Source organism: Pantoea agglomerans, from assembly GCF_021397715.1.
Classification (GTDB): Bacteria; Pseudomonadota; Gammaproteobacteria; order Enterobacterales; family Enterobacteriaceae; genus Pantoea; species Pantoea astica.
Genome location: NZ_CP090207.1, coordinates 3,453,820 through 3,472,295 on the forward strand (window position 1 = coordinate 3,453,820; position 18,476 = coordinate 3,472,295).

The following is an 18,476-nucleotide window of genomic DNA, read 5'->3' on the forward strand; positions in this document are numbered from 1 at the left end:
TATGAGGGATCGGCAGGCGAATCGAAACGATAATGATTATTATAACGGTCGGATAATATGCGAAACGCCGCCGGGACTGCAAGGATAAATCCCAGGCGTGACGCCGTTTGTAGCGCGATTAACCGGTATTGATCAGGCACAAAAAAAGGGCGCCGAAGCGCCCTTTTTAACCAGTCTGGTGAAATTATTTACCAAACATATCTTTTATCCATCCCGCTACGCCGTCGCTGTCTTTCTGCTCCTGCGGTTGCTGAGCCGGTTGTTGCTGTTGCTGCTGCTGTTGTTGCTGTTGCTGATCAAACAGCTGTTGCTGCTGCTGGACCTGTTGCTGCTGCTGCTGACACAGCGCATTCGGGTCCAGCGCCCAGACCGGCAGTGAACGCCAGGTGCTGCTGCCACTGCCGCAGACAAAGTTGCCGGCCGAGTCGATGTTCATCAGTGATACATCTTCCGGTGGCGTCAGCTGCAACGGCATCGGTGCCTGGTTGTCAAGGTAGCGGCGATAGAGCTGCATCGCCCCGCTGGCGCCATAGAGTTTGGTCGGCTGGTTGTTGTCACGACCGACCCAGGTAATTGCCACTTCTTTACCATCGATACCGGCAAACCAGCTGTCGACCAGATCGTTGGTGGTTCCGGTCTTGCCCGCCAGGTGGGCATTCGGGAAACGCGCCCCCAGCGCACGCGCCGTACCGTGATCCGCCACCTGCTGCATGGTGTAGAGCGTCAGATAGGCCGCCTGAGCCGGCTCAACGCGCTGCGCCTGCGGATAGCTCTGATAGAGCACGCTGCCATCTTCCGCGATCACCGAGCGCACCGCCGACAGCGAAGCGCGGTTGCCGCCGCTGGCGATCGACTGGAACGCCTGCGCCACTTCAACCGGCGTCAGGTTCAACGCGCCCAGTAACATCGCGGGCACCGGATGCAGCTGATCTTTCGGCACGCCCAGCTTGTTCCAGGTATCAACCACCGCATCCAGACCCAGCGTCATCCCCAGATTCACCGTAGGCACGTTCATCGAGTTGGTCAGCGCATCCACCAGCATCACTTTGCCGCTGAAGCGACGGTCGTCGTTCATCGGTTTCCAGACGCTGCCGTTGGGCTGCTTCAGCGCAATCGGCTCATCGGCGATCCAGCTGTTCAGGCGATAGCTGTTCGGCTGACTCAGCGCGGTGAGATAGGTCGCCGGTTTGGCCAGTGAACCGATCGAGCGGCGCGCCTGCAGCGCACGGTTGTAACCGGCATACTGCGGATCGGCACCGCCGACCATGGCGCGCACTTCACCGCTGAAGCGGTCAACCACCACCATCGCGGTTTCCAGATCTTTCAGGCCACGCTGTTTTTTCAGCGTGGGAATGCCGTCGATCACCGCTTTTTCCGCCGCATCCTGCGAGACCGGATCGAGGGTGGTGAAGATCTTCACGCCGGAGAGATCTTTCACCTTGTCGCCGAGCTTCGCCTGCAGTTCATTACGCACCATCTGCATAAAGGCTGGCTGCGGCGTAATCACCCCGCCTTTCGGCTGCACGCCCAGCGGACGCGCCGACAGCATGTCATACAGCTCCTGGTCGATCACTTTCTGCTGCTGCAACAGGCGCAGCACCAGATTGCGGCGTTCCAGCGCCAGTTTCGGGTTACGCCACGGGTTATAGAGTGACGCGCCTTTCACCATGCCGACCAGCATCGCCTGTTGATCCAGACTCAGCTCATCAACCGGGCGACCAAAGTAGTAGAGACTGGCCAGCGGGAAGCCGCGAATCTGATCGCTGCCAGCCTGACCGAGATACACCTCGTTCAGGTAGAGTTCCAGAATGCGGTCTTTGCTGTAGCGCGCATCCATGATCACCGCCATGTAGGCTTCACGCGCTTTACGCCACAGCGAACGCTCGTTGGTGAGGAACAGGTTTTTTACCAGCTGCTGGGTCAGCGTACTGCCGCCCTGCACCGCTTTCCCGGCCGTGATGTTGGCGAGGAAGGCGCGACCAATCGAATAGGGGCTGATGCCGTCATGTTCGTAGAAGTGGCGATCCTCGGTGGCAATCAGCGTATCGACCAGCAGATCCGGGAAACCGGCGCGCGGTACGAACAGACGCTGTTCACCGTTCGGCGATTGCAGCATGGTGATCAGTCGCGGATCGAGGCGGAAAAAGCCAAAATCGCGGCCAGTATCGAGGTTTTTAATCTCGCTCAGCTCATCTTTGCTGAAGCTCATCCGTGCGTGGATCTGCCCCTCTTTACTGTCGGGGAAATCGAACGGACGACGCAGCAGATCAATGGTGTTGCCTTTGACCGAAAACTCGCCAGGCCGGGTGATGCGTGACACCTCGCGGTATTGCGTCCCTTCCAGCAGCGCGACCATTTCACTTTTGTTGTAGGCCATCCCCGGTTCAAGGCTGACCATACGGCCATAAACGGTGGCGGGCAGTTGCCACACTTTACCGTCTATCCGGCTGCGAATTTCCGAGTCGAGGTAGACGCCCCACGCGGCCATGACCACCACAAACACCAGGAACAGCTTAATTAACCATCCCAGCCAACGGCGTTTGCCGCGCGGCGGTTTTCCACCTTTACCTTTACGTGGCACCGGCGCTTCCTCCTCGTCATCATTAAAATCGTCCTGATCGATATCCTGTTCGATATCCCTGCGGCGTCCCCGGCGCGCGCTGCTGCGCGGCGGCAACGGTTTACCTTTGCGCCCAATAGGTTCGCGATCGTTCCCAGACATTGCTTTTATTCTCCAGGCATAGCTTACGGCTGCGCCGCTACTCTAACTGCTTTCTGGCGTTCCGCATGGCAGAACCCTCTGAATTCGATCCAGCGGTCTCAACCCTGCGGGGACATTTTTTTGGTGCGCCTTGTTGGCAAGGCGGTGGCCGGATCGTCTGGCCAGGGATGTTTAGGATAGCGTCCTTTCATCTCTTTGCGGACCTCCGGGTACGCGCCGCGCCAGAACGCCGCCAGGTCACGGGTAATCTGTAACGGGCGCTGCGCCGGTGATAACAGCTCCAGCACCAGCGGCACCTGACCTTCCGCAACGGCAGGATTGGTGGCTTCGCCAAACATCTCCTGAATCCGCACCGCCAGCGCCGGTGGCTTGTCTGCATCATAGCGGATCGGCAGCCGGCTTCCGGTCGGCACAGTGTAATGAGTTGGCAGCGCACTATCCAGCCGCTGACGTTGTGACCATGTGAGTAAATGTAATAGCGCGTTGACAAGGTCTACCGATTGCAGCGTTTTCAGATCGCGCACGGCGGACATCTGCGGCAATAGCCACTGCGAGAGGCTGTCGAGCAGCGCGGCGTCATCCACCGCCGGCCACGACTCTTCCGGCAACCACTGTGCGGCACACTGGATGCGCAGCCGCAGCTGCTCCGCCTGCGGCGTCCAGCCCAATACCGCCAGACCTTTTTCGGCGATCCAGCGCAGCATCGCTGCGTGCAGCACCGCCGGTTCCGGGCGGGCCAGCGGCTGGGTTTTCAGCACCAGCGCGCCAATCTGCTCACGCCGGAAAGCGCGCAGCGTGCCTTTCTCCTCATCCCATTCCACTTCGGTCCGGCGTTCAATCAGCGCTGGCTGCTGCTGACACAGCGCCTCAATATCGACCGGCAGCGCCAGTAGCATTCGTGCGTCCGGCGTGGCGCTGACCTGCAACAGCGCCGGGGCGATCAGCCACGCGTTGCGGGTCAGGCCATCCTGCTGATCCAGCCGGGCGCCCAGTCCATTGGCCAGCTGATAACGGCCGCTCTCGTCTCGCCGTCGCGCCAGTCGATCGCCAAATCCTGCCGCCAGCAAGCTGGCGAAGCGATCCTCATCCACCCGACCGCCGCTGACCTTGATCCGTCGCTGCCACTGCTGCGCCCGACGCAGCCACTGCGGTTGCGGCCGGTGCAGCGCATCACGCAGATCGGCACCGCCGCTGCGCGGCGGATCTTCCAGAATCGCCACCAGCAGCGCCGCGCTGGCGACCGCATCAGCATCCTGCCCGGCGGCGCACAGCATCGCCGCCAGCCGGGGATCGCAGCCCAGCGCGGCCATCCGCCGTCCCTGCGGATTGAGCAGTCCATGATTGTCCAGCGCGCCGAGGCGGGTTAACTGTTGCTGCGCCGCTGCCAGATGTCTGGCCGGCGGCAGATCAAGCCACTGCAGCTGTTGCGGCTGGGTACAGCCCCACTGCAGCAGATCGAGCCACAGTGAGGAGAGATCGCTGTGCAGGATTTCCGCTTCGCTCTGTGCCGCCGCGCGTGACGCCTGCTCCTGCGGCAGCAGATGCAGGCAGATGCCCGGCATTAAACGTCCGGCACGTCCGGCGCGCTGGGTCATCGAGGCCTGACTGATGCGCTGAGTCTGCAGACGCGTCACGCCGCTGCGGGCATCAAACAGCGCACTGCGTTCCAGCGCACTGTCAACCACCAGCCGAATCCCCTCAATGGTCAGGCTGGTCTCGGCGATATTGGTGGCGAGCACCACTTTGCGTCTTCCCTGTTCGGCGGGCAGAATCGCCCGACGCTGTGCCGCCAGCGGCAGTGCGCCATACAGCGGCGTCAGGTCGACGTCGTCACTGATGCGTGATTCCAGCTCGCGCTTAACCCGTTCGATTTCCGCCACGCCAGGCAAAAACAGCAGCAACGAGCCCTGCTCCTCGCGCAGCAGCTGCGCCACTTCACGCGCCACCGCCTCTTCAAAACGTACGTTAGCGTTCAGTGAGGCGTAGCGCCGTTCAACCGGGTAGCTGCGCCCTTCTGAGACGATCAGTGGCGCATCCGGCAGCAGCGCCGCCAGCCGGGCGTTGTCCAGCGTGGCGGACATCAGCATAATCTTCAGGTCATCGCGCAGTCCCTGCTGGACATCCAGCAGCAGCGCCAGTGCCAGATCGGCCTGCAGGCTGCGCTCGTGGAACTCATCGAGGATCACCAGCGCAACCCCGTCCAGCATCGGATCGTGCTGTAACATCCGGGTCAGCATTCCTTCGGTCACCACTTCCAGCCGGGTCTGTGGCCCGACGCAGCTTTCGCCGCGCATCCGGAACCCGACCGTGACACCCGGCTGTTCGCCCAGCTGCTCCGCCAGCCGCTGCGCCACGTTGCGCGCCGCCAGCCGTCGCGGCTCCAGCATAATGATCCGGCCTGGCAACTCCGCCTGCTGCAACAGCTGTAGCGGCAGCCAGGTTGATTTGCCTGCGCCGGTCGGTGCCGCCAGCAGGATTTGTGAGGCGCGGCTCAGCGCTGCCAGAATGTCAGGCAGCACCGCGCTGACCGGTAAATCGCTCACAGCAAACTCCGCTTCTGCCTGTGCTAAGATGGCGCGCATTGTAGCATTCATCCGTGATATTTGCCGGAGAGCGCCATGGCGACACAACGCTTATTTTTTGCCCTCAGCCTGCCTGACGCGATGCAGCAACAGCTGGTGCGCTGGCGGGCCGAAACCTTTCCCGCCGAGGCGGGCCGACCGGTCGCCGCCGCCAATCTGCACCTGACGCTGGCGTTTCTCGGTGAGGTGACGCCAGAGACCGCGCAGCGGCTGCAAACCCTGGCATCGCGCATTGTGCAGCCGGCGTTTGATCTCGATCTGGATGATGCCGGTCACTGGCCGCGTCCCGGCGTGGTGTGGCTCGGCTGCCAGCGCGCGCCGCGCGGTCTGTTGCAACTGGCCAGCCTGTTGCGGGCGCAGGCCGCCCGGCACGGCTGTCACCAGAGTCCGCAGCCGTTTCATCCGCACATTACCCTGTTGCGCCATGCAACCCAGCCGGTGGCCCTGCCGCCACGCGGCTTTCACTGGCGCTTTCGCGTCAGCCAGTTTTCTCTGTTCGCCTCCGACTACGTGCAGGGCCGGACCCGCTATCGCGCGCTGGCCAGCTGGCCGTTACAGCCTTAATCCAGGAACCTTATGCACTTCTCTCCCCCCCTCAAACCTGCCCGTTTGATCGCCCGTTACAAACGCTTTCTGGCCGATGTTGAGACGCCGGAGGGTGAAATCCTCACCATCCACTGCGCCAATACCGGCGCCATGACCGGTTGTGCCACGCCTGGCGATCGGGTCTGGTACTCCACCTCAGACAGTCTGACGCGAAAATACCCGCACAGCTGGGAGCTGACCGAAACGCAACAGGGCCACTGGATCTGCGTCAATACGCTGCGCGCCAATCAACTGGTGGCTGAAGCGCTCGATCAGCAACGGCTGCCCGAACTGGCCGGTTATTCGCAGCGACAGGCCGAAGTGAGATATGGCAGTGAAAAAAGCAGAATTGATTTTCTGCTCAAGGCGCAGGACCGACGCAACTGCTATATTGAGGTGAAATCCGTAACCCTTTTACATGAAGGAAAAGGTTATTTTCCGGATGCGGTGACGGTTCGGGGACAGAAACATCTGCGCGAGCTGGCTATGGTCGCGGCAGAAGGTCATCGGGCCGTTTTGTTGTTTGCCGTTCTGCACTCGGGGATTGAGGACGTTTCCCCGGCGCGTCACATTGACGTGGCTTACGCAGAGCAACTGGTCCAGGCGCAGCGGGAAGGCGTGGAGGTTTTAGCGTATCGGGCGGACTTATCCGCAGCGGGCATGTTTCTTAAAACGCCGCTGAACGTAACCTTGTAATATCTTTTGCAATTTTATGTGGTAAGAATGTTCTGAGCTAAGGCCCAATTACGCTGTTCCTCACAGGCTTGTCAAGGTGTGTTCACGAATAATTGCCAACCCTGACTGCTTCTGTTATTTATAGCGGCCTGTTTTTTTCCCCAATGGGGGATCGATGTACCCCGTAGATGTCAAACAGCAGGCTAGCAGCAACGCACCTGCAAGACGAAAGTCGAAGGGTATAGTGCGTGTTATCCAGGAGAAACAACATGCAAGAAGGGCAAAACCGTAAAACATCGTCCCTGAGTATTCTCGCCATCGCTGGGGTGGAGCCTTATCAGGAGAAGCCGGGCGAAGAGTATATGAACGACGCGCAGCTGACCCATTTTCGCAAGATTCTGGAAGCCTGGCGTAATCAATTGCGGGACGAGGTCGATCGCACCGTATCGCACATGCAGGATGAAGCTGCTAACTTCCCCGACCCGGTTGACCGTGCCGCGCAGGAAGAGGAGTTCAGCCTGGAGCTGCGTAACCGCGATCGCGAACGTAAACTGATTAAAAAGATCGAGAAAACACTGAAGAAAGTTGAAGATGACGACTTCGGTTATTGCGATTCCTGTGGCGTTGAGATTGGTATTCGCCGTCTCGAAGCACGTCCTACTGCCGATCTTTGCATCGACTGTAAGACGTTAGCAGAAATTCGTGAGAAACAAATGGCCGGCTAATGCCGCGTCCAGCACGTTGCCACGCAGTGGAACAACAACCGTTTTTTCCGCTGCGTGGTCACGTTTACTGCCTATGACCACCTCCTGTATTGGCCGCTTCGCCCCTTCCCCGTCTGGTGAACTTCACTTTGGCTCGCTGATTGCTGCATTAGGCAGCTACCTGAGTGCGCGTGCGCAGCAGGGTCTCTGGCGAGTGCGAATTGAAGATATCGATCCGCCGCGTGAAGTCCCGGGCGCAGCAACCCGCATCCTGCATCAGCTGGAGCACTACGGTTTAACCTGGGATGGTGAGGTTCTGTGGCAGTCACAGCGCCACGATGCCTACCGCGAGGCGCTGGCCTGGCTACAGCAGCATCGACAGAGTTACTTCTGTACCTGCACCCGTCGCCGCATTCAGCAGATTGGCGGCTTTTATGATGGCTACTGCCGCGATCGGCAGCGCGGGCCGGAGAATGCGGCGCTGCGCCTGCGGCAGCACAACCCGGTACTGGCGTTTGACGATCGGTTACGCGGCAACGTGCAGGTGGACCCACGACTGGCGCAGGAAGATTTTATCATTCACCGCCGCGATGGGCTGTTTGCCTATAACCTGGCGGTGGTGGTTGACGATCATTTCCAGGGCATTACAGAAGTAGTGCGCGGCGCGGACCTGATTGAGCCCACGGTACGGCAGATTGCGCTCTATCAGCAGTTTGGCTGGCCGCAGCCCGATTATCTGCATCTGCCACTGGCGCTGAATCACGATGGCAATAAGTTATCGAAGCAGAACCATGCGCCGTCCTTGCCCGATGGCGATGCGCGACCGCTGTTGGTTGCGGCGTTACGCTTCCTCGGCCAACCTGTTTCCAGCGGCTGGCAGGACTTAACGCAGGACAAACTGCTGTCTGAGGCGGTGTCGCAGTGGAATATCGCTTTGATGCCCCATGACAACGCCCTGAAACCGGATGCAGAGACAACAGCATTCTCAAATCGTTCTCAACAGGCTATGATTAGCCGCTGATTTTACCTACACCCTTTTACGCCACTGTCGAGGTGTCCCATTTTTACCCGAGTAGCTAATTTTTGCCGGAAAGTCCTGAAGCGTGATGAAGAGGAAGCCCCTGCAGAGGTTGAACCAGAGCGTCTTATGACCATCATTCCTCGTGAAAGCCACACCATCTCACGCAAAGACATCAGCGAAAATGCCCTCAAAGTGCTCTATCGCCTGAATAAAGCCGGTTATGAAGCCTATCTGGTAGGCGGTGGCGTGCGCGATTTGCTGCTGGGGCAAAAACCCAAGGATTTCGATGTCACGACCAACGCCACGCCAGAGCAGATGCGCAAGCTGTTCCGCAACTGTCGCCTGGTGGGTCGCCGTTTTCGTCTGGCGCACGTGATGTTTGGTCCGGAAGTGATCGAAGTTGCGACCTTCCGCGGTCATCATCAGGTGGAAGAGAGCGAGGACGATCGCAACAATTCGCAGCGCGCCCAGAGCGGTATGCTGCTGCGCGATAACATCTTCGGTACTATCGAAGATGATGCCCAGCGCCGCGATCTCACCATCAACAGTCTTTACTACAGCGTCGCCGATTTCAGCGTGCGCGACTATGTCGGCGGCCTGAACGACCTGCAACAGGGCATCATTCGCCTGATTGGCGATCCGGAAACCCGCTATCGCGAAGATCCGGTGCGGATGCTGCGCGTAGCGCGCTTTGCCGCCAAGCTCAATATGAGCATTGCGCCGGAAACGGCCGAGCCGATCCCGCGTCTGGCGTCGCTGCTGCGTGATATTCCGCCTGCGCGCCTGTTCGAAGAGTCGCTGAAGCTGCTGCAGGCGGGTTACGGTTACAGTACCTACCTCAAGCTGTGTGAATATCAGCTGTTCCAGCCGCTGTTCCCGACGCTGGCGCGCAACTTCACCGAGCAGAGTGACAGCCTGATGGAGAAGATGCTGGCACAGGTGCTGAAAAACACCGATAACCGCATCCATAACGACATGCGCGTTAATCCGGCCTTCCTGTTCGCCGCCATGTTCTGGTATCCGCAGCTCGAAACCGCGGAGCGCATTGCGCAGGAGAGCGGCCTGACCTATTTCGAAGCCTTTGCGATGGCGATGAACGATACGCTGGATGAAGCCTGCCGCGCGCTGGCGATCCCGAAACGGATTACCTCGCTGATTCGTGATATCTGGCTGCTGCAGTTACGCATGTCGCGTCGCCACGGTAAACGCGCCTGGAAGCTGATGGAGCATCCTAAGTTCCGTGCCGCCTATGACCTGCTGGCCCTGCGCGCGGAAGTAGAGAACAACCCGGAACTGCTGCGCCTGAGCCAGTGGTGGGGAGAGTTTCAGGTGGCGGCTCCGCCCCATCAGAAAAACATGCTGAACAACCTGGGTGACGATCCGGCACCGCGTCATAAATCGCGCCGTCCACGCCGTCGTCCATCAGCTCCGCGTCGCGACAATCAAAACGCCTCATGACCCGGGTTTACCTGGCATTAGGCAGTAATCTTGCCGATCCGCTGCATCAGGTTGATGCAGCGCTGACCGCACTGGATGCGTTGCCGCACACGCAACGCATTGCCACCTCCCCGTTCTACCGCACGCCACCTTATGGCCCACCCGATCAGCCTGATTTCCTCAACGCCGCCGTGGCGCTGGAGACCTCACTGAGTGCGGACGCGTTGCTGGATCATACCCAGCAGATTGAACGCGAACATGGCCGGGTCCGCAAGGCGGAACGCTGGGGCCCGCGCACGCTGGATATTGATGTGATGCTGTTTGGCGAAGCGGTGATTAACAGCGATCGGCTGATCGTCCCGCATTATGACCTGCTGAACCGCGCCTTTATGCTGGTGCCGCTGCTGGCGATTGCCCCTGACGCCACGCTGCCGGATGGCCGGGCGCTGAGCGCTATTCTGGCGACGCTCGATAGCCGCGATATCCGTCTCTGGCACGCCTGAGCACACAATCTCACTTCTTCGATTCCGCTCCTGAACGCTATCCAGTAAACTGCGCCCATCAGAATTTCTGAGTAGAGAGCGCCATGAAACCCACCACAATGTCACATCTGCGTCAGTGGAAAGCCGACGGCAAAAAATTTGCCACGCTGACCGCCTACGATTTCAGTTTTGCCCGCCTGTTTGCCGATGAAGGCATTCAGGTGATGCTGGTTGGTGATTCCCTTGGCATGACGGTACAGGGTCACGATTCCACCCTGCCGGTCACGGTCAGCGATATCGCCTATCACACTGCCGCCGTACGGCGCGGCGCGCCTCAGGCGCTGCTGCTCGCCGATTTGCCGTTTATGAGTTACGCCACGCCACAGCAGACCTTCGACAACGCCGCTCAGCTGATGCGTGCCGGAGCCAACATGGTGAAGCTGGAAGGCGGAAGCTGGCTGGCAGAGACGGTGCGGATGCTGACCGAGCGTGCCGTGCCGGTTTGCGGTCACCTCGGGCTGACGCCGCAGTCGGTCAATATCTTTGGCGGTTATAAGGTGCAGGGCCGCGATGAAGCGGGCGCAGAGCAGCTGGTGAAAGATGCGCTGGCGCTGGAAGCGGCAGGTGCGCAGCTGATGGTGCTGGAGTGCGTACCGGTTTCGCTGGCTCAGCGCGTGACCGCTGCGCTCTCTATTCCGGTGATCGGCATTGGTGCCGGTAACGTCACCGATGGACAGATCCTGGTGATGCACGATGCGCTGGGCGTGACCGGTGGCCATATTCCCAAATTTGCCAAAAACTTTCTGGCCGCGACCGGTGATATCCGCGCCGCGATTCGCCACTATATCGCCGACGTCGAAGCCGGAACCTATCCGGCGGCAGAGCACAGTTTCCAGTAATTCAGGAGAGTCACCGTGTTGATCATTGAAACGCTGCCCATGCTGCGCCGGGAAGTGCGTCGCTGGCGGCAGCAAGCTAAGCGCATTGCGCTGGTACCGACGATGGGCAACCTGCATGAAGGCCATTTAACGCTGGTGGATGAAGCGCGTGCGCGCGGCGATATCGTGATTGTTTCGATCTTCGTCAACCCGATGCAGTTTGATCGTCCTGACGATCTGGCGCGCTATCCGCGTACTCTGCAGGAAGATTGCGAGAAGCTGAACCGTCATCAGGTTGATGTGGTGTTTGCCCCGTCGCCGGCTGAAGTCTACCCGCACGGCCTGAAGAATCAGACCTTTGTTGAAGTCCCGGTGCTCTCTTCGCTGCTGGAGGGCGAGACGCGTCCCGGCCATTTTCGCGGCGTGGCGACCATTGTCAGCAAGCTGTTTAACCTGGTGCAGCCGGACATTGCCTGTTTCGGTGAAAAGGATTTTCAGCAGTTGGCTATCATTCGCAAGATGGTGGCGGATATGGGCTTCGACATTGAGATTGTCGGCGTGCCAACGGTGCGCGCCAAAGATGGCCTGGCGCTGAGTTCGCGCAATGGCTACTTAACCGCTGACGAACGTAAGCTGGCACCTGCGCTGAGTCAGGTTATGAATCAGATGGCGGCGCGGCTGGCTGACGGCGAACGCCACATTGAAGAGATTATTGAACAGGCGAATCAGACGCTGCTGGAGCGGGGATTGCGCCCGGATGGTTTGGCCATCTGCGACGCGGAAACGCTGCAACCCCTGACGGTTGATAGCCAGCGCGCCGTGGTGCTGATGGCGGCCTGGCTGGGTAATGCCCGTTTAATCGATAATCAAACTGTGGACCTGACGCAGTAAGCTGCAGGTCATTTTATTCCTCGTCTGACAAGGTTTCTGGCTATGATCCGTACCGTTCTACAAGGCAAATTGCATCGCGTGAAGGTGACACAGGCGGACCTCAACTATGAAGGTTCCTGTGCCATCGATCAGGACTTTCTCGATGCGTCCGGCATTCTGCAATATGAAGCGATTGATATTTATAACGTCACCAACGGCCAGCGCTTTTCCACCTACGCCATTGCCGCTGAACGGGGTTCAAAAATCATCTCGGTCAACGGGGCAGCAGCGCGTTGCGCCTGTGAAGGCGACATTCTGATCATCTGTTCTTACGTGCAGGTCGAGGATGCAGAAGCGCGCCAGTGGCAGCCTAAAGTGGCCTATTTTGAAGGCGATAACCAGATGAAGCGGCTGGCTAAAGCTGTCCCCGTCCAGGTTGCCTGACCTAAAAAGGGCGCCGATCGACCATCGGTGCCCCTCTTTTCACCTCACCCGCCGTGTTACACCGGTTTAGTGGCAAGCGTTTTAGACGGTTTTTTCATGGTAAACAGGAAGTTGAACCAGCCACGTTTCCTGAGCAGACACAGCGTCCACGGCAGCGCCAGCGCCACCAGAAAGGCCGATATAAATTTCAGATCGTTGACCCAGGCTGACGGGCTTTCAAACTTCACCATCTTGCTGAAGAACTGAATCGCCAGATAGTGCGACAGGTAAAAGACGATAGAATTGACCCCGATATAGTAGACCAGCCCCGACTTTAACTTCAGCGCAATCCAGACAAAAAACGGTACTGACAACAGCGCCAGCGGCGACAGTAACGCCGGGGAGTGGGTTTCCAGCATAAAGATATTTAAGCAGGAGAGCAGCACAAAGCTCAGCAGTGAAAGAATGAGCGTCGGCCCATGCTGCACCTTATCAGCGATATCAACCTGTTTTCTGACGATGTAATCACCCAGGTAGAAGAAGACGAACAGATAGAACGCCTTATTGACGTGGGTATTATCAAAGCTGGCAAAGACGCTGTCAGGATCGATCGCCGGTAATCCCCAGCTCAGCCCCATGCAGACCGCGAATACCAGCAGGAACGGCAGGTGACGGGCAAAAATAATCACCACGAAGAAAATAAACAGCGACTGCAGGAACCAGGTCATATCTCCCCCGCCCGTCAGGTGGGAAAGAATAATATTCAGCGGTGATTGCGGGGTATTGGCCATTGAGCTGAAGACGATCTTTAACCCGCCATAAATAATCACCCAGACCACGAACGGATAGAGAATACTGCGGATCTTATTATTAAAAAAAGGACCCAGCCCTTTTCTGAGGCCCGCATCAACAAATAAGCCTGAAACGAAAAACATCAGTCCTAGTCGAACGGGTGCAAGCATTTCATTTAACAGGTTACTGAAGACGGTAAAGTGTCCGGCATTATTATGTACGGCGATGGTGCTATGCAAAAAAATGATGGCGAGAATACTTAATCCCCGCAGATTATCGATCCACGTAATACGATTCATCTTTTCCTGCCTTGTATTTAATAGTGGCCCTGATTGCAGACCATTTTCTTATTGAATACTCAACATTCCCACTTTCTGTCCGTGAGCAGAGGAACAACGTTAATCTGGCGATATCCTGATCACTATTGTACAAATAAACAACAGTCAGCATTTAATCCAATTCCTAAAAAAATTTAAGATTTTTAAAATCATGATGATATAAATTAAAAAGAAATTATTATCAGATAATACTCAAGGTTATCAGCCAGTAGCCGGAATCAGTTCTGCCGCAGCGGAAAGCTAATAATGAAGGGGGAATTTATGATGTCACTAAAACGTTAAAATTAATACTATCAACCAGATTAAGGCGGATGATTTCCAGGCGGACAAAAAAAAGCCACGCTGTTATCACCGCGTGGCTTTAATTTTATTTTATTGATCAGGTACGTAATCCGCGCCCGCGCTGAATCAGGGTATAGACCAGCCCGTAGAACACCACGATAAAGGCGATCAATACCGACAGCGTAAATACCAGCGGCACGTCGTTAATGCCGAGGAAGCCGAAACGGAAGCCGCTGATCATATAAACAATCGGATTCAGTTTTGAAACGGCCTGCCAGAATGGAGGCAGCAGCGTCAGGGAATAGAACACCCCACCGAGGTAGGTTAACGGCGTCAGCACAAACGTCGGGATCAGGCTGATATCATCAAAGGTTCGGGCAAACACCGCATTCAGCAGACCGGCCAGCGAAAACAGCACGGCGGTCAGCAGCAGCGTCACCGCCACCATCGTCCAGGAGTGGACATGGAACGGCACAAAGAACAGCGAAATGGCGGTGACCAGAATGCCGACGCAGACGCCACGAGCCACGCCGCCGCCCACGTAACCGGCAATGATAATGTGGGTTGGCACCGGCGCCACCAGCAGCTCTTCAATATTGCGCTGAAACTTGGCGCTGAAGAACGATGAGGCCACGTTCGCGTAGGCATTGGTGATCACCGCCATCATGATCAGACCCGGCACGATAAACTGCATATAGCTGAAACCGTGCATCTCACCAATCCGGGAGCCGATCAGGTTACCGAAGATGATGAAGTAAAGCGTCATGGTGATCACCGGCGGCACCAGCGTCTGGATCCAGATGCGGGCGAAACGGTTAATCTCTTTGGCCCAGATGCTCTTCAGCGCCACCCAGTACAAATGTGTCATGCTTTTGCTCCTGTTTTTCCCTGCGTCAGGCCGACGAACAACTCTTCCAGACGGTTGGCTTTGTTACGCATACTCAGCACCTGCACGCCCTGCGCACTGAGCTGGCTGAACACGCTGTTCAGACCCTGCTCGCGCAACACTTCCACTTCCAGCGTCGAGGTATCCACCAGACGGTACTGAAACCCTTCCAGCGTCGGTAATGGGCTGCGCGGTGCCAGATCGAGAATAAAAGTTTCCGATTTGAGTTTGGAAAGCAGTTCTTTCATCGAGGTGTTCTCGACCAGTTCCCCGCTCTGGATAATGCCGATATTGCGGCACAGCATCTCGGCCTCTTCCAGATAGTGAGTGGTGAGAATAATGGTGGTGCCTTTGGCATTGAGATCTTTCAGGAACACCCACATTGAGCGGCGCAGTTCAATATCAACGCCAGCAGTCGGCTCATCGAGGATCAGCAGCTTAGGTTCGTGCATCAGCGCCCGGGCGATCATCAGACGGCGCTTCATGCCACCGGAGAGCATCCGCGCGCGTTCGCTGCGTTTGCCCCACAGATCGAGCTGTTTCAGGTACTTTTCTGCCCGTTCATTGGCTTCGCGGCGTTCAACGCCGTAGTAACCCGCCTGGTTGACGACGATTTGCATCACCGTCTCAAACGGGTTGAAGTTAAATTCCTGCGGCACCAGGCCGAGCTGACGTTTGGCGTTGACCACATCTTTTTCCAGATCGTAGCCAAACACCCGGACGCTGCCGTCAGATTTGTTCACCAGCGAGCTGATAATGCCGATGGTGGTCGATTTACCGGCGCCGTTCGGTCCCAGCAGTGCATAAAAATCACCGGCTTCAACATTAAGATCGATACCCTTCAGCGCCTGCACGCCGCCGGGATAGGTCTTGGTCAGCCGGGAAAGTTCCAGTGCATATGTCATTCCGAATCCATACCCTGTATTGATGGCAATCTGATGCCGTTTAAATTTGTGAAGCCTTCGCCTATAGTACGCCCACGCACTCTGCGCAGTAACCGGTCGCTCAACGCCATGACAGATATCGATACCCTGATCAGTAATAACCGTGAATGGTCTAAATTACTGGTCGAAGAAGATCCCGGCTTTTTTGAGCGGCTCGCCCAGGCACAAAAACCGCGCTTCCTGTGGATTGGCTGTTCTGACAGCCGCGTCCCCGCCGAACGTCTGACCGGACTGGAACCGGGTGAACTCTTTGTCCACCGCAACGTTGCCAATCTGGTGATTCACACCGATCTCAACTGTCTTTCCGTGGTGCAGTACGCCATCGAAGTGCTGGAAGTTGAACACGTCATCGTGTGCGGTCACTACGGCTGCGGCGGCGTGCAGGCGGCGATGGATAACCCGGAACTGGGGTTGATCGACAACTGGCTGCTGCACATCCGCGACCTCTGGTACAAGCATAGCGTGTTGCTGGGGGAACTCCCGCCGGATAAACGTCTGGATAAACTGTGCGAAATCAACGTTGTTGAACAAGTCTATAACCTGGGACACTCAACCGTGCTGCAATCTGCCTGGAAACGCGGGCAAAATGTCTCACTGCATGGCTGGGTTTACGGCATTCATGACGGCTGTCTGCGTAACCTTGACGTTACGGCAAACAGCCGCGAAATCCTTGAACAACGTTACCGTCACGGCATCGCTAATCTGCTGTATAGCGAGAAATAAGCGGCATCAGGCGCGACACAGCCTACACGAAGCCGGCGCGGCTGGCCTTGGAAGAATGTGCGGTGCGGTGTGCGCGACTCAGGATTCGGTCGGCACCACTTTGCCGATATAGGGCAGATGACGATAGTGCTGCGCATAATCGATCCCGAACCCGACCACGAACTCGTCCGGAATCGCAAAGCCGACGTACTCCACGTTGACCTCCACTTCCCGGCGTTCCGGCTTGTCCAGCAGGGTACAGATGGCGAGTGACTTCGGCTGACGCAGCTGCAGAATTTCACGCACCTTGCTCAGGGTGTTACCGGAGTCGATGATATCTTCGACGATCAGCACATCTTTGCCACGAATATCTTCATCCAGATCTTTCAGGATTTTCACATCGCGGCTGCTGGACATGCCGCTGCCGTAACTGGACGCGGTCATAAAATCGACTTCGTGCGGGACGTCAATGGCACGGCACAGATCGGCCATAAACATAAAAGAGCCGCGCAGCAGCCCCACCAGCACCATGTCACTGCCGCTGTCACGGTAGTGGTCATTAATCTCTTTGCCCAGTTCAGCGATGCGCGCGGCGATTGCCTGTTCAGGGATCATCACTTCAACAGTGTGTTTCATTGCTTTCAGCCCGGTTACGTCAGAAAAGCCACGAAGTCTATCATAGTCATCAGCGTGGCGGCTGCGATCGGCGCGAAGCAAACGATACCGTAGCGAAATTTATTGCCGCCCGCCGCGGGGTCGTTGCAATGCGCATTACCTTAGAACTTTCTGGCATTTACCAGCATGATTCGCTGCATGGTAGCCTTTATCCAACATATCATTACTCCACTCGCGCCGCAGGCCGGAGATCTCAATGACGTCATCAAGCAAGAAAACTCACATCGGCGATCGCCCGCTGCATCCTGAAACTCAGATGCTCAATTACGGCTACGATCCCCGTCTCTCTGAAGGTGCGGTCAAGCCACCGGTGTTCCTGACCTCAACCTTTGTCTTTGACAGCGCCGAAGAGGGACGGGATTTCTTCGATTACGTCTCAGGCCGGCGTGAACCGCCCGAAGGGAAAACGGGCGGGCTGGTCTATTCGCGCTTTAACCATCCCAACAGTGAAATCGTTGAGGATCGGCTGGCGGTCTATGAGCAGGCGGAGAGCTGTTCACTGTTCTCTTCCGGCATGGCGGCGATCGCCACGGCGCTGCTGACCTTTGCCCGACCAGGCGAGGTGATCCTGCATTCGCAGCCGCTGTATGGCGGCACCGAAACCCTGCTCAGCAAGACGATGCACAATCTGGAGATTAAGGCGGTCGGCTTTAGCGACGGGAATGACGAGAACCGGGTGCGTGAAGCGGCGCAGCAGGCGATGACGCTGGGCCGGGTCGCGATGATCCTGATCGAGACGCCAGCCAATCCGACTAACAGCCTGGTGAACATCCGCCTGATGGCGCGCATCGCCGATGAGATTGACCAGCAGCAGGGCTCTCGCCCGATTATCGCCTGCGACAATACGCTGCTCGGCCCGTTGTTTCAACAGCCGCTGACGCTGGGTGCCGATCTGTCGCTCTACTCCCTGACCAAATATGTAGGCGGTCACTCCGACCTGATTGCCGGGGCAGCGATGGGCAGTAAAAAGTTAATGGCGCAGGTCCGCGCGCTGCGCAGCGCTATCGGCACACAACTCGATCCGCACTCCAGCTGGATGCTCAGCCGCTCGCTGGAGACGCTGTCGCTGCGCATGGAGAAAGCGTTTCACAATGCCGAGGCGGTGGCCGCCTTCCTGCGCGATCATCCGAAGGTGGCCAAGCTGCACTGGCTGCCCTATCTGGATGCAGAGAGTGCCGAAGGCAAAACCTACCACGAGCAGTGCAGCGGCGCCGGTTCGACCTTCTCGTTTGATATTGTCGGAGGTCAGCCCGCTGCATTTCGTTTTCTCAATGCGCTGGCGCTGTTCAAGCAGGCGGTGAGCCTCGGCGGTACCGAGTCGCTGGCCAGCCATCCCGGCAGCACCACCCACTCTGGCGTGCCGCAGGCAGTGCGTCAGCGTATCGGGATCACTGATGCCACGGTGCGGCTGTCGATCGGCATCGAGAACGCGGGCGACCTGATTGAAGATATCCGGCTGGCGCTGGATCAGGCCTGAT

Annotated in this window: 17 protein-coding genes; 11 read left to right on the top strand and 6 right to left on the bottom strand. The window is 57.6% G+C overall.

Annotation, left to right across the window (positions count from 1 at the left end):
• Positions 1-184: 184 nt before the first annotated feature.
• Both mrcB and hrpB read right to left on the bottom strand, forming a co-directional pair.
• Positions 185-2,722: a bifunctional glycosyl transferase/transpeptidase gene (gene mrcB / locus LZU96_RS16605; RefSeq protein WP_233985260.1), complete on the bottom strand. Its 2,538-nt coding sequence runs from the start codon at positions 2,720-2,722 to the stop codon at positions 185-187.
• Positions 2,723-2,820: 98 nt separating this feature from the next.
• Positions 2,821-5,304: an ATP-dependent helicase HrpB gene (gene hrpB, locus LZU96_RS16610; RefSeq protein ID WP_233985261.1), complete on the bottom strand. Its 2,484-nt coding sequence runs from the start codon at positions 5,302-5,304 to the stop codon at positions 2,821-2,823.
• A gap of 36 nt (positions 5,305-5,340) precedes the next feature.
• Here hrpB and thpR point away from each other — a divergent pair, with 36 nt between their 5' ends.
• The 9 genes from thpR to panD all read left to right on the top strand — a co-directional run bounded on the left by thpR (position 5,341) and on the right by panD (position 12,400).
• A complete protein-coding gene (thpR, locus tag LZU96_RS16615) occupies positions 5,341-5,868 on the top strand; it encodes an RNA 2',3'-cyclic phosphodiesterase (protein WP_233985262.1) in 528 nt (175 codons plus the stop codon).
• A gap of 12 nt (positions 5,869-5,880) precedes the next feature.
• Positions 5,881-6,585, top strand: coding sequence for a DNA/RNA nuclease SfsA (gene sfsA, locus LZU96_RS16620; protein WP_233985263.1), 705 nt, complete (start codon positions 5,881-5,883; stop codon positions 6,583-6,585).
• A gap of 248 nt (positions 6,586-6,833) precedes the next feature.
• Positions 6,834-7,289: an RNA polymerase-binding protein DksA gene (gene dksA, locus LZU96_RS16625; RefSeq protein WP_031375735.1), complete on the top strand. Its 456-nt coding sequence runs from the start codon at positions 6,834-6,836 to the stop codon at positions 7,287-7,289.
• 73 nt (positions 7,290-7,362) lie between these two features.
• Positions 7,363-8,289: a tRNA glutamyl-Q(34) synthetase GluQRS gene (gene gluQRS, locus LZU96_RS16630; RefSeq protein WP_233985264.1), complete on the top strand. Its 927-nt coding sequence runs from the start codon at positions 7,363-7,365 to the stop codon at positions 8,287-8,289.
• A 39-nt stretch (positions 8,290-8,328) separates the two neighbouring features.
• Positions 8,329-9,747, top strand: a complete 1,419-nt coding sequence (gene pcnB, locus LZU96_RS16635) for a polynucleotide adenylyltransferase PcnB (RefSeq protein WP_233988221.1) — start codon at positions 8,329-8,331, stop codon at positions 9,745-9,747.
• Positions 9,744-10,229 (top strand): 2-amino-4-hydroxy-6-hydroxymethyldihydropteridine diphosphokinase, encoded by a 486-nt coding sequence (gene folK / locus LZU96_RS16640; RefSeq protein WP_233985265.1) that lies wholly within the window; start codon positions 9,744-9,746, stop codon positions 10,227-10,229. Before pcnB ends, folK begins: the two co-directional genes overlap by 4 nt.
• Positions 10,230-10,312: 83 nt before the next feature.
• On the top strand, positions 10,313-11,107 hold the full coding sequence (gene panB / locus LZU96_RS16645; RefSeq protein WP_233985266.1) for a 3-methyl-2-oxobutanoate hydroxymethyltransferase: 795 nt from the start codon (positions 10,313-10,315) through the stop codon (positions 11,105-11,107).
• A gap of 15 nt (positions 11,108-11,122) precedes the next feature.
• Complete coding sequence (gene panC / locus LZU96_RS16650; protein ID WP_233985267.1) at positions 11,123-11,977, top strand: pantoate--beta-alanine ligase; 855 nt, start codon at positions 11,123-11,125, stop codon at positions 11,975-11,977.
• A gap of 42 nt (positions 11,978-12,019) precedes the next feature.
• The gene (panD, locus tag LZU96_RS16655) at positions 12,020-12,400 is read left to right on the top strand and encodes an aspartate 1-decarboxylase (protein WP_031375740.1); all 381 of its coding nucleotides are present in this window, start codon (positions 12,020-12,022) and stop codon (positions 12,398-12,400) included.
• A 56-nt stretch (positions 12,401-12,456) separates the two neighbouring features.
• On the opposite strand, the gene LZU96_RS16660 is transcribed toward panD, so the two are convergent.
• From LZU96_RS16660 to LZU96_RS16670, 3 genes are all read right to left on the bottom strand, one after another.
• Positions 12,457-13,470, bottom strand: a complete 1,014-nt coding sequence (locus LZU96_RS16660; RefSeq protein ID WP_233985268.1) for an acyltransferase family protein — start codon at positions 13,468-13,470, stop codon at positions 12,457-12,459.
• Between the two features lie 418 nt (positions 13,471-13,888).
• The gene (locus LZU96_RS16665) at positions 13,889-14,659 is read right to left on the bottom strand and encodes an ABC transporter permease (RefSeq protein ID WP_089561393.1); all 771 of its coding nucleotides are present in this window, start codon (positions 14,657-14,659) and stop codon (positions 13,889-13,891) included.
• Positions 14,656-15,582, bottom strand: coding sequence for an ABC transporter ATP-binding protein (locus tag LZU96_RS16670; protein WP_031375742.1), 927 nt, complete (start codon positions 15,580-15,582; stop codon positions 14,656-14,658). The genes LZU96_RS16665 and LZU96_RS16670 overlap by 4 nt, the downstream gene beginning before the upstream one ends.
• A gap of 108 nt (positions 15,583-15,690) precedes the next feature.
• Here LZU96_RS16670 and can point away from each other — a divergent pair, with 108 nt between their 5' ends.
• Complete coding sequence (can, locus tag LZU96_RS16675) at positions 15,691-16,344, top strand: carbonate dehydratase (RefSeq protein ID WP_233985269.1); 654 nt, start codon at positions 15,691-15,693, stop codon at positions 16,342-16,344.
• 78 nt (positions 16,345-16,422) lie between these two features.
• Here can and hpt read toward each other — a convergent pair whose 3' ends face one another.
• Positions 16,423-16,959 carry a hypoxanthine phosphoribosyltransferase gene (hpt, locus tag LZU96_RS16680; protein ID WP_233985270.1) on the bottom strand — a complete coding sequence of 179 codons (537 nt, stop codon included), beginning with the start codon at positions 16,957-16,959 and terminating at the stop codon, positions 16,423-16,425.
• Between the two features lie 235 nt (positions 16,960-17,194).
• Here hpt and LZU96_RS16685 point away from each other — a divergent pair, with 235 nt between their 5' ends.
• Positions 17,195-18,475 carry a cystathionine gamma-synthase family protein gene (locus LZU96_RS16685; protein WP_233985271.1) on the top strand — a complete coding sequence of 427 codons (1,281 nt, stop codon included), beginning with the start codon at positions 17,195-17,197 and terminating at the stop codon, positions 18,473-18,475.
• The last annotated feature ends 1 nt before the right edge of the window (position 18,476 follow it).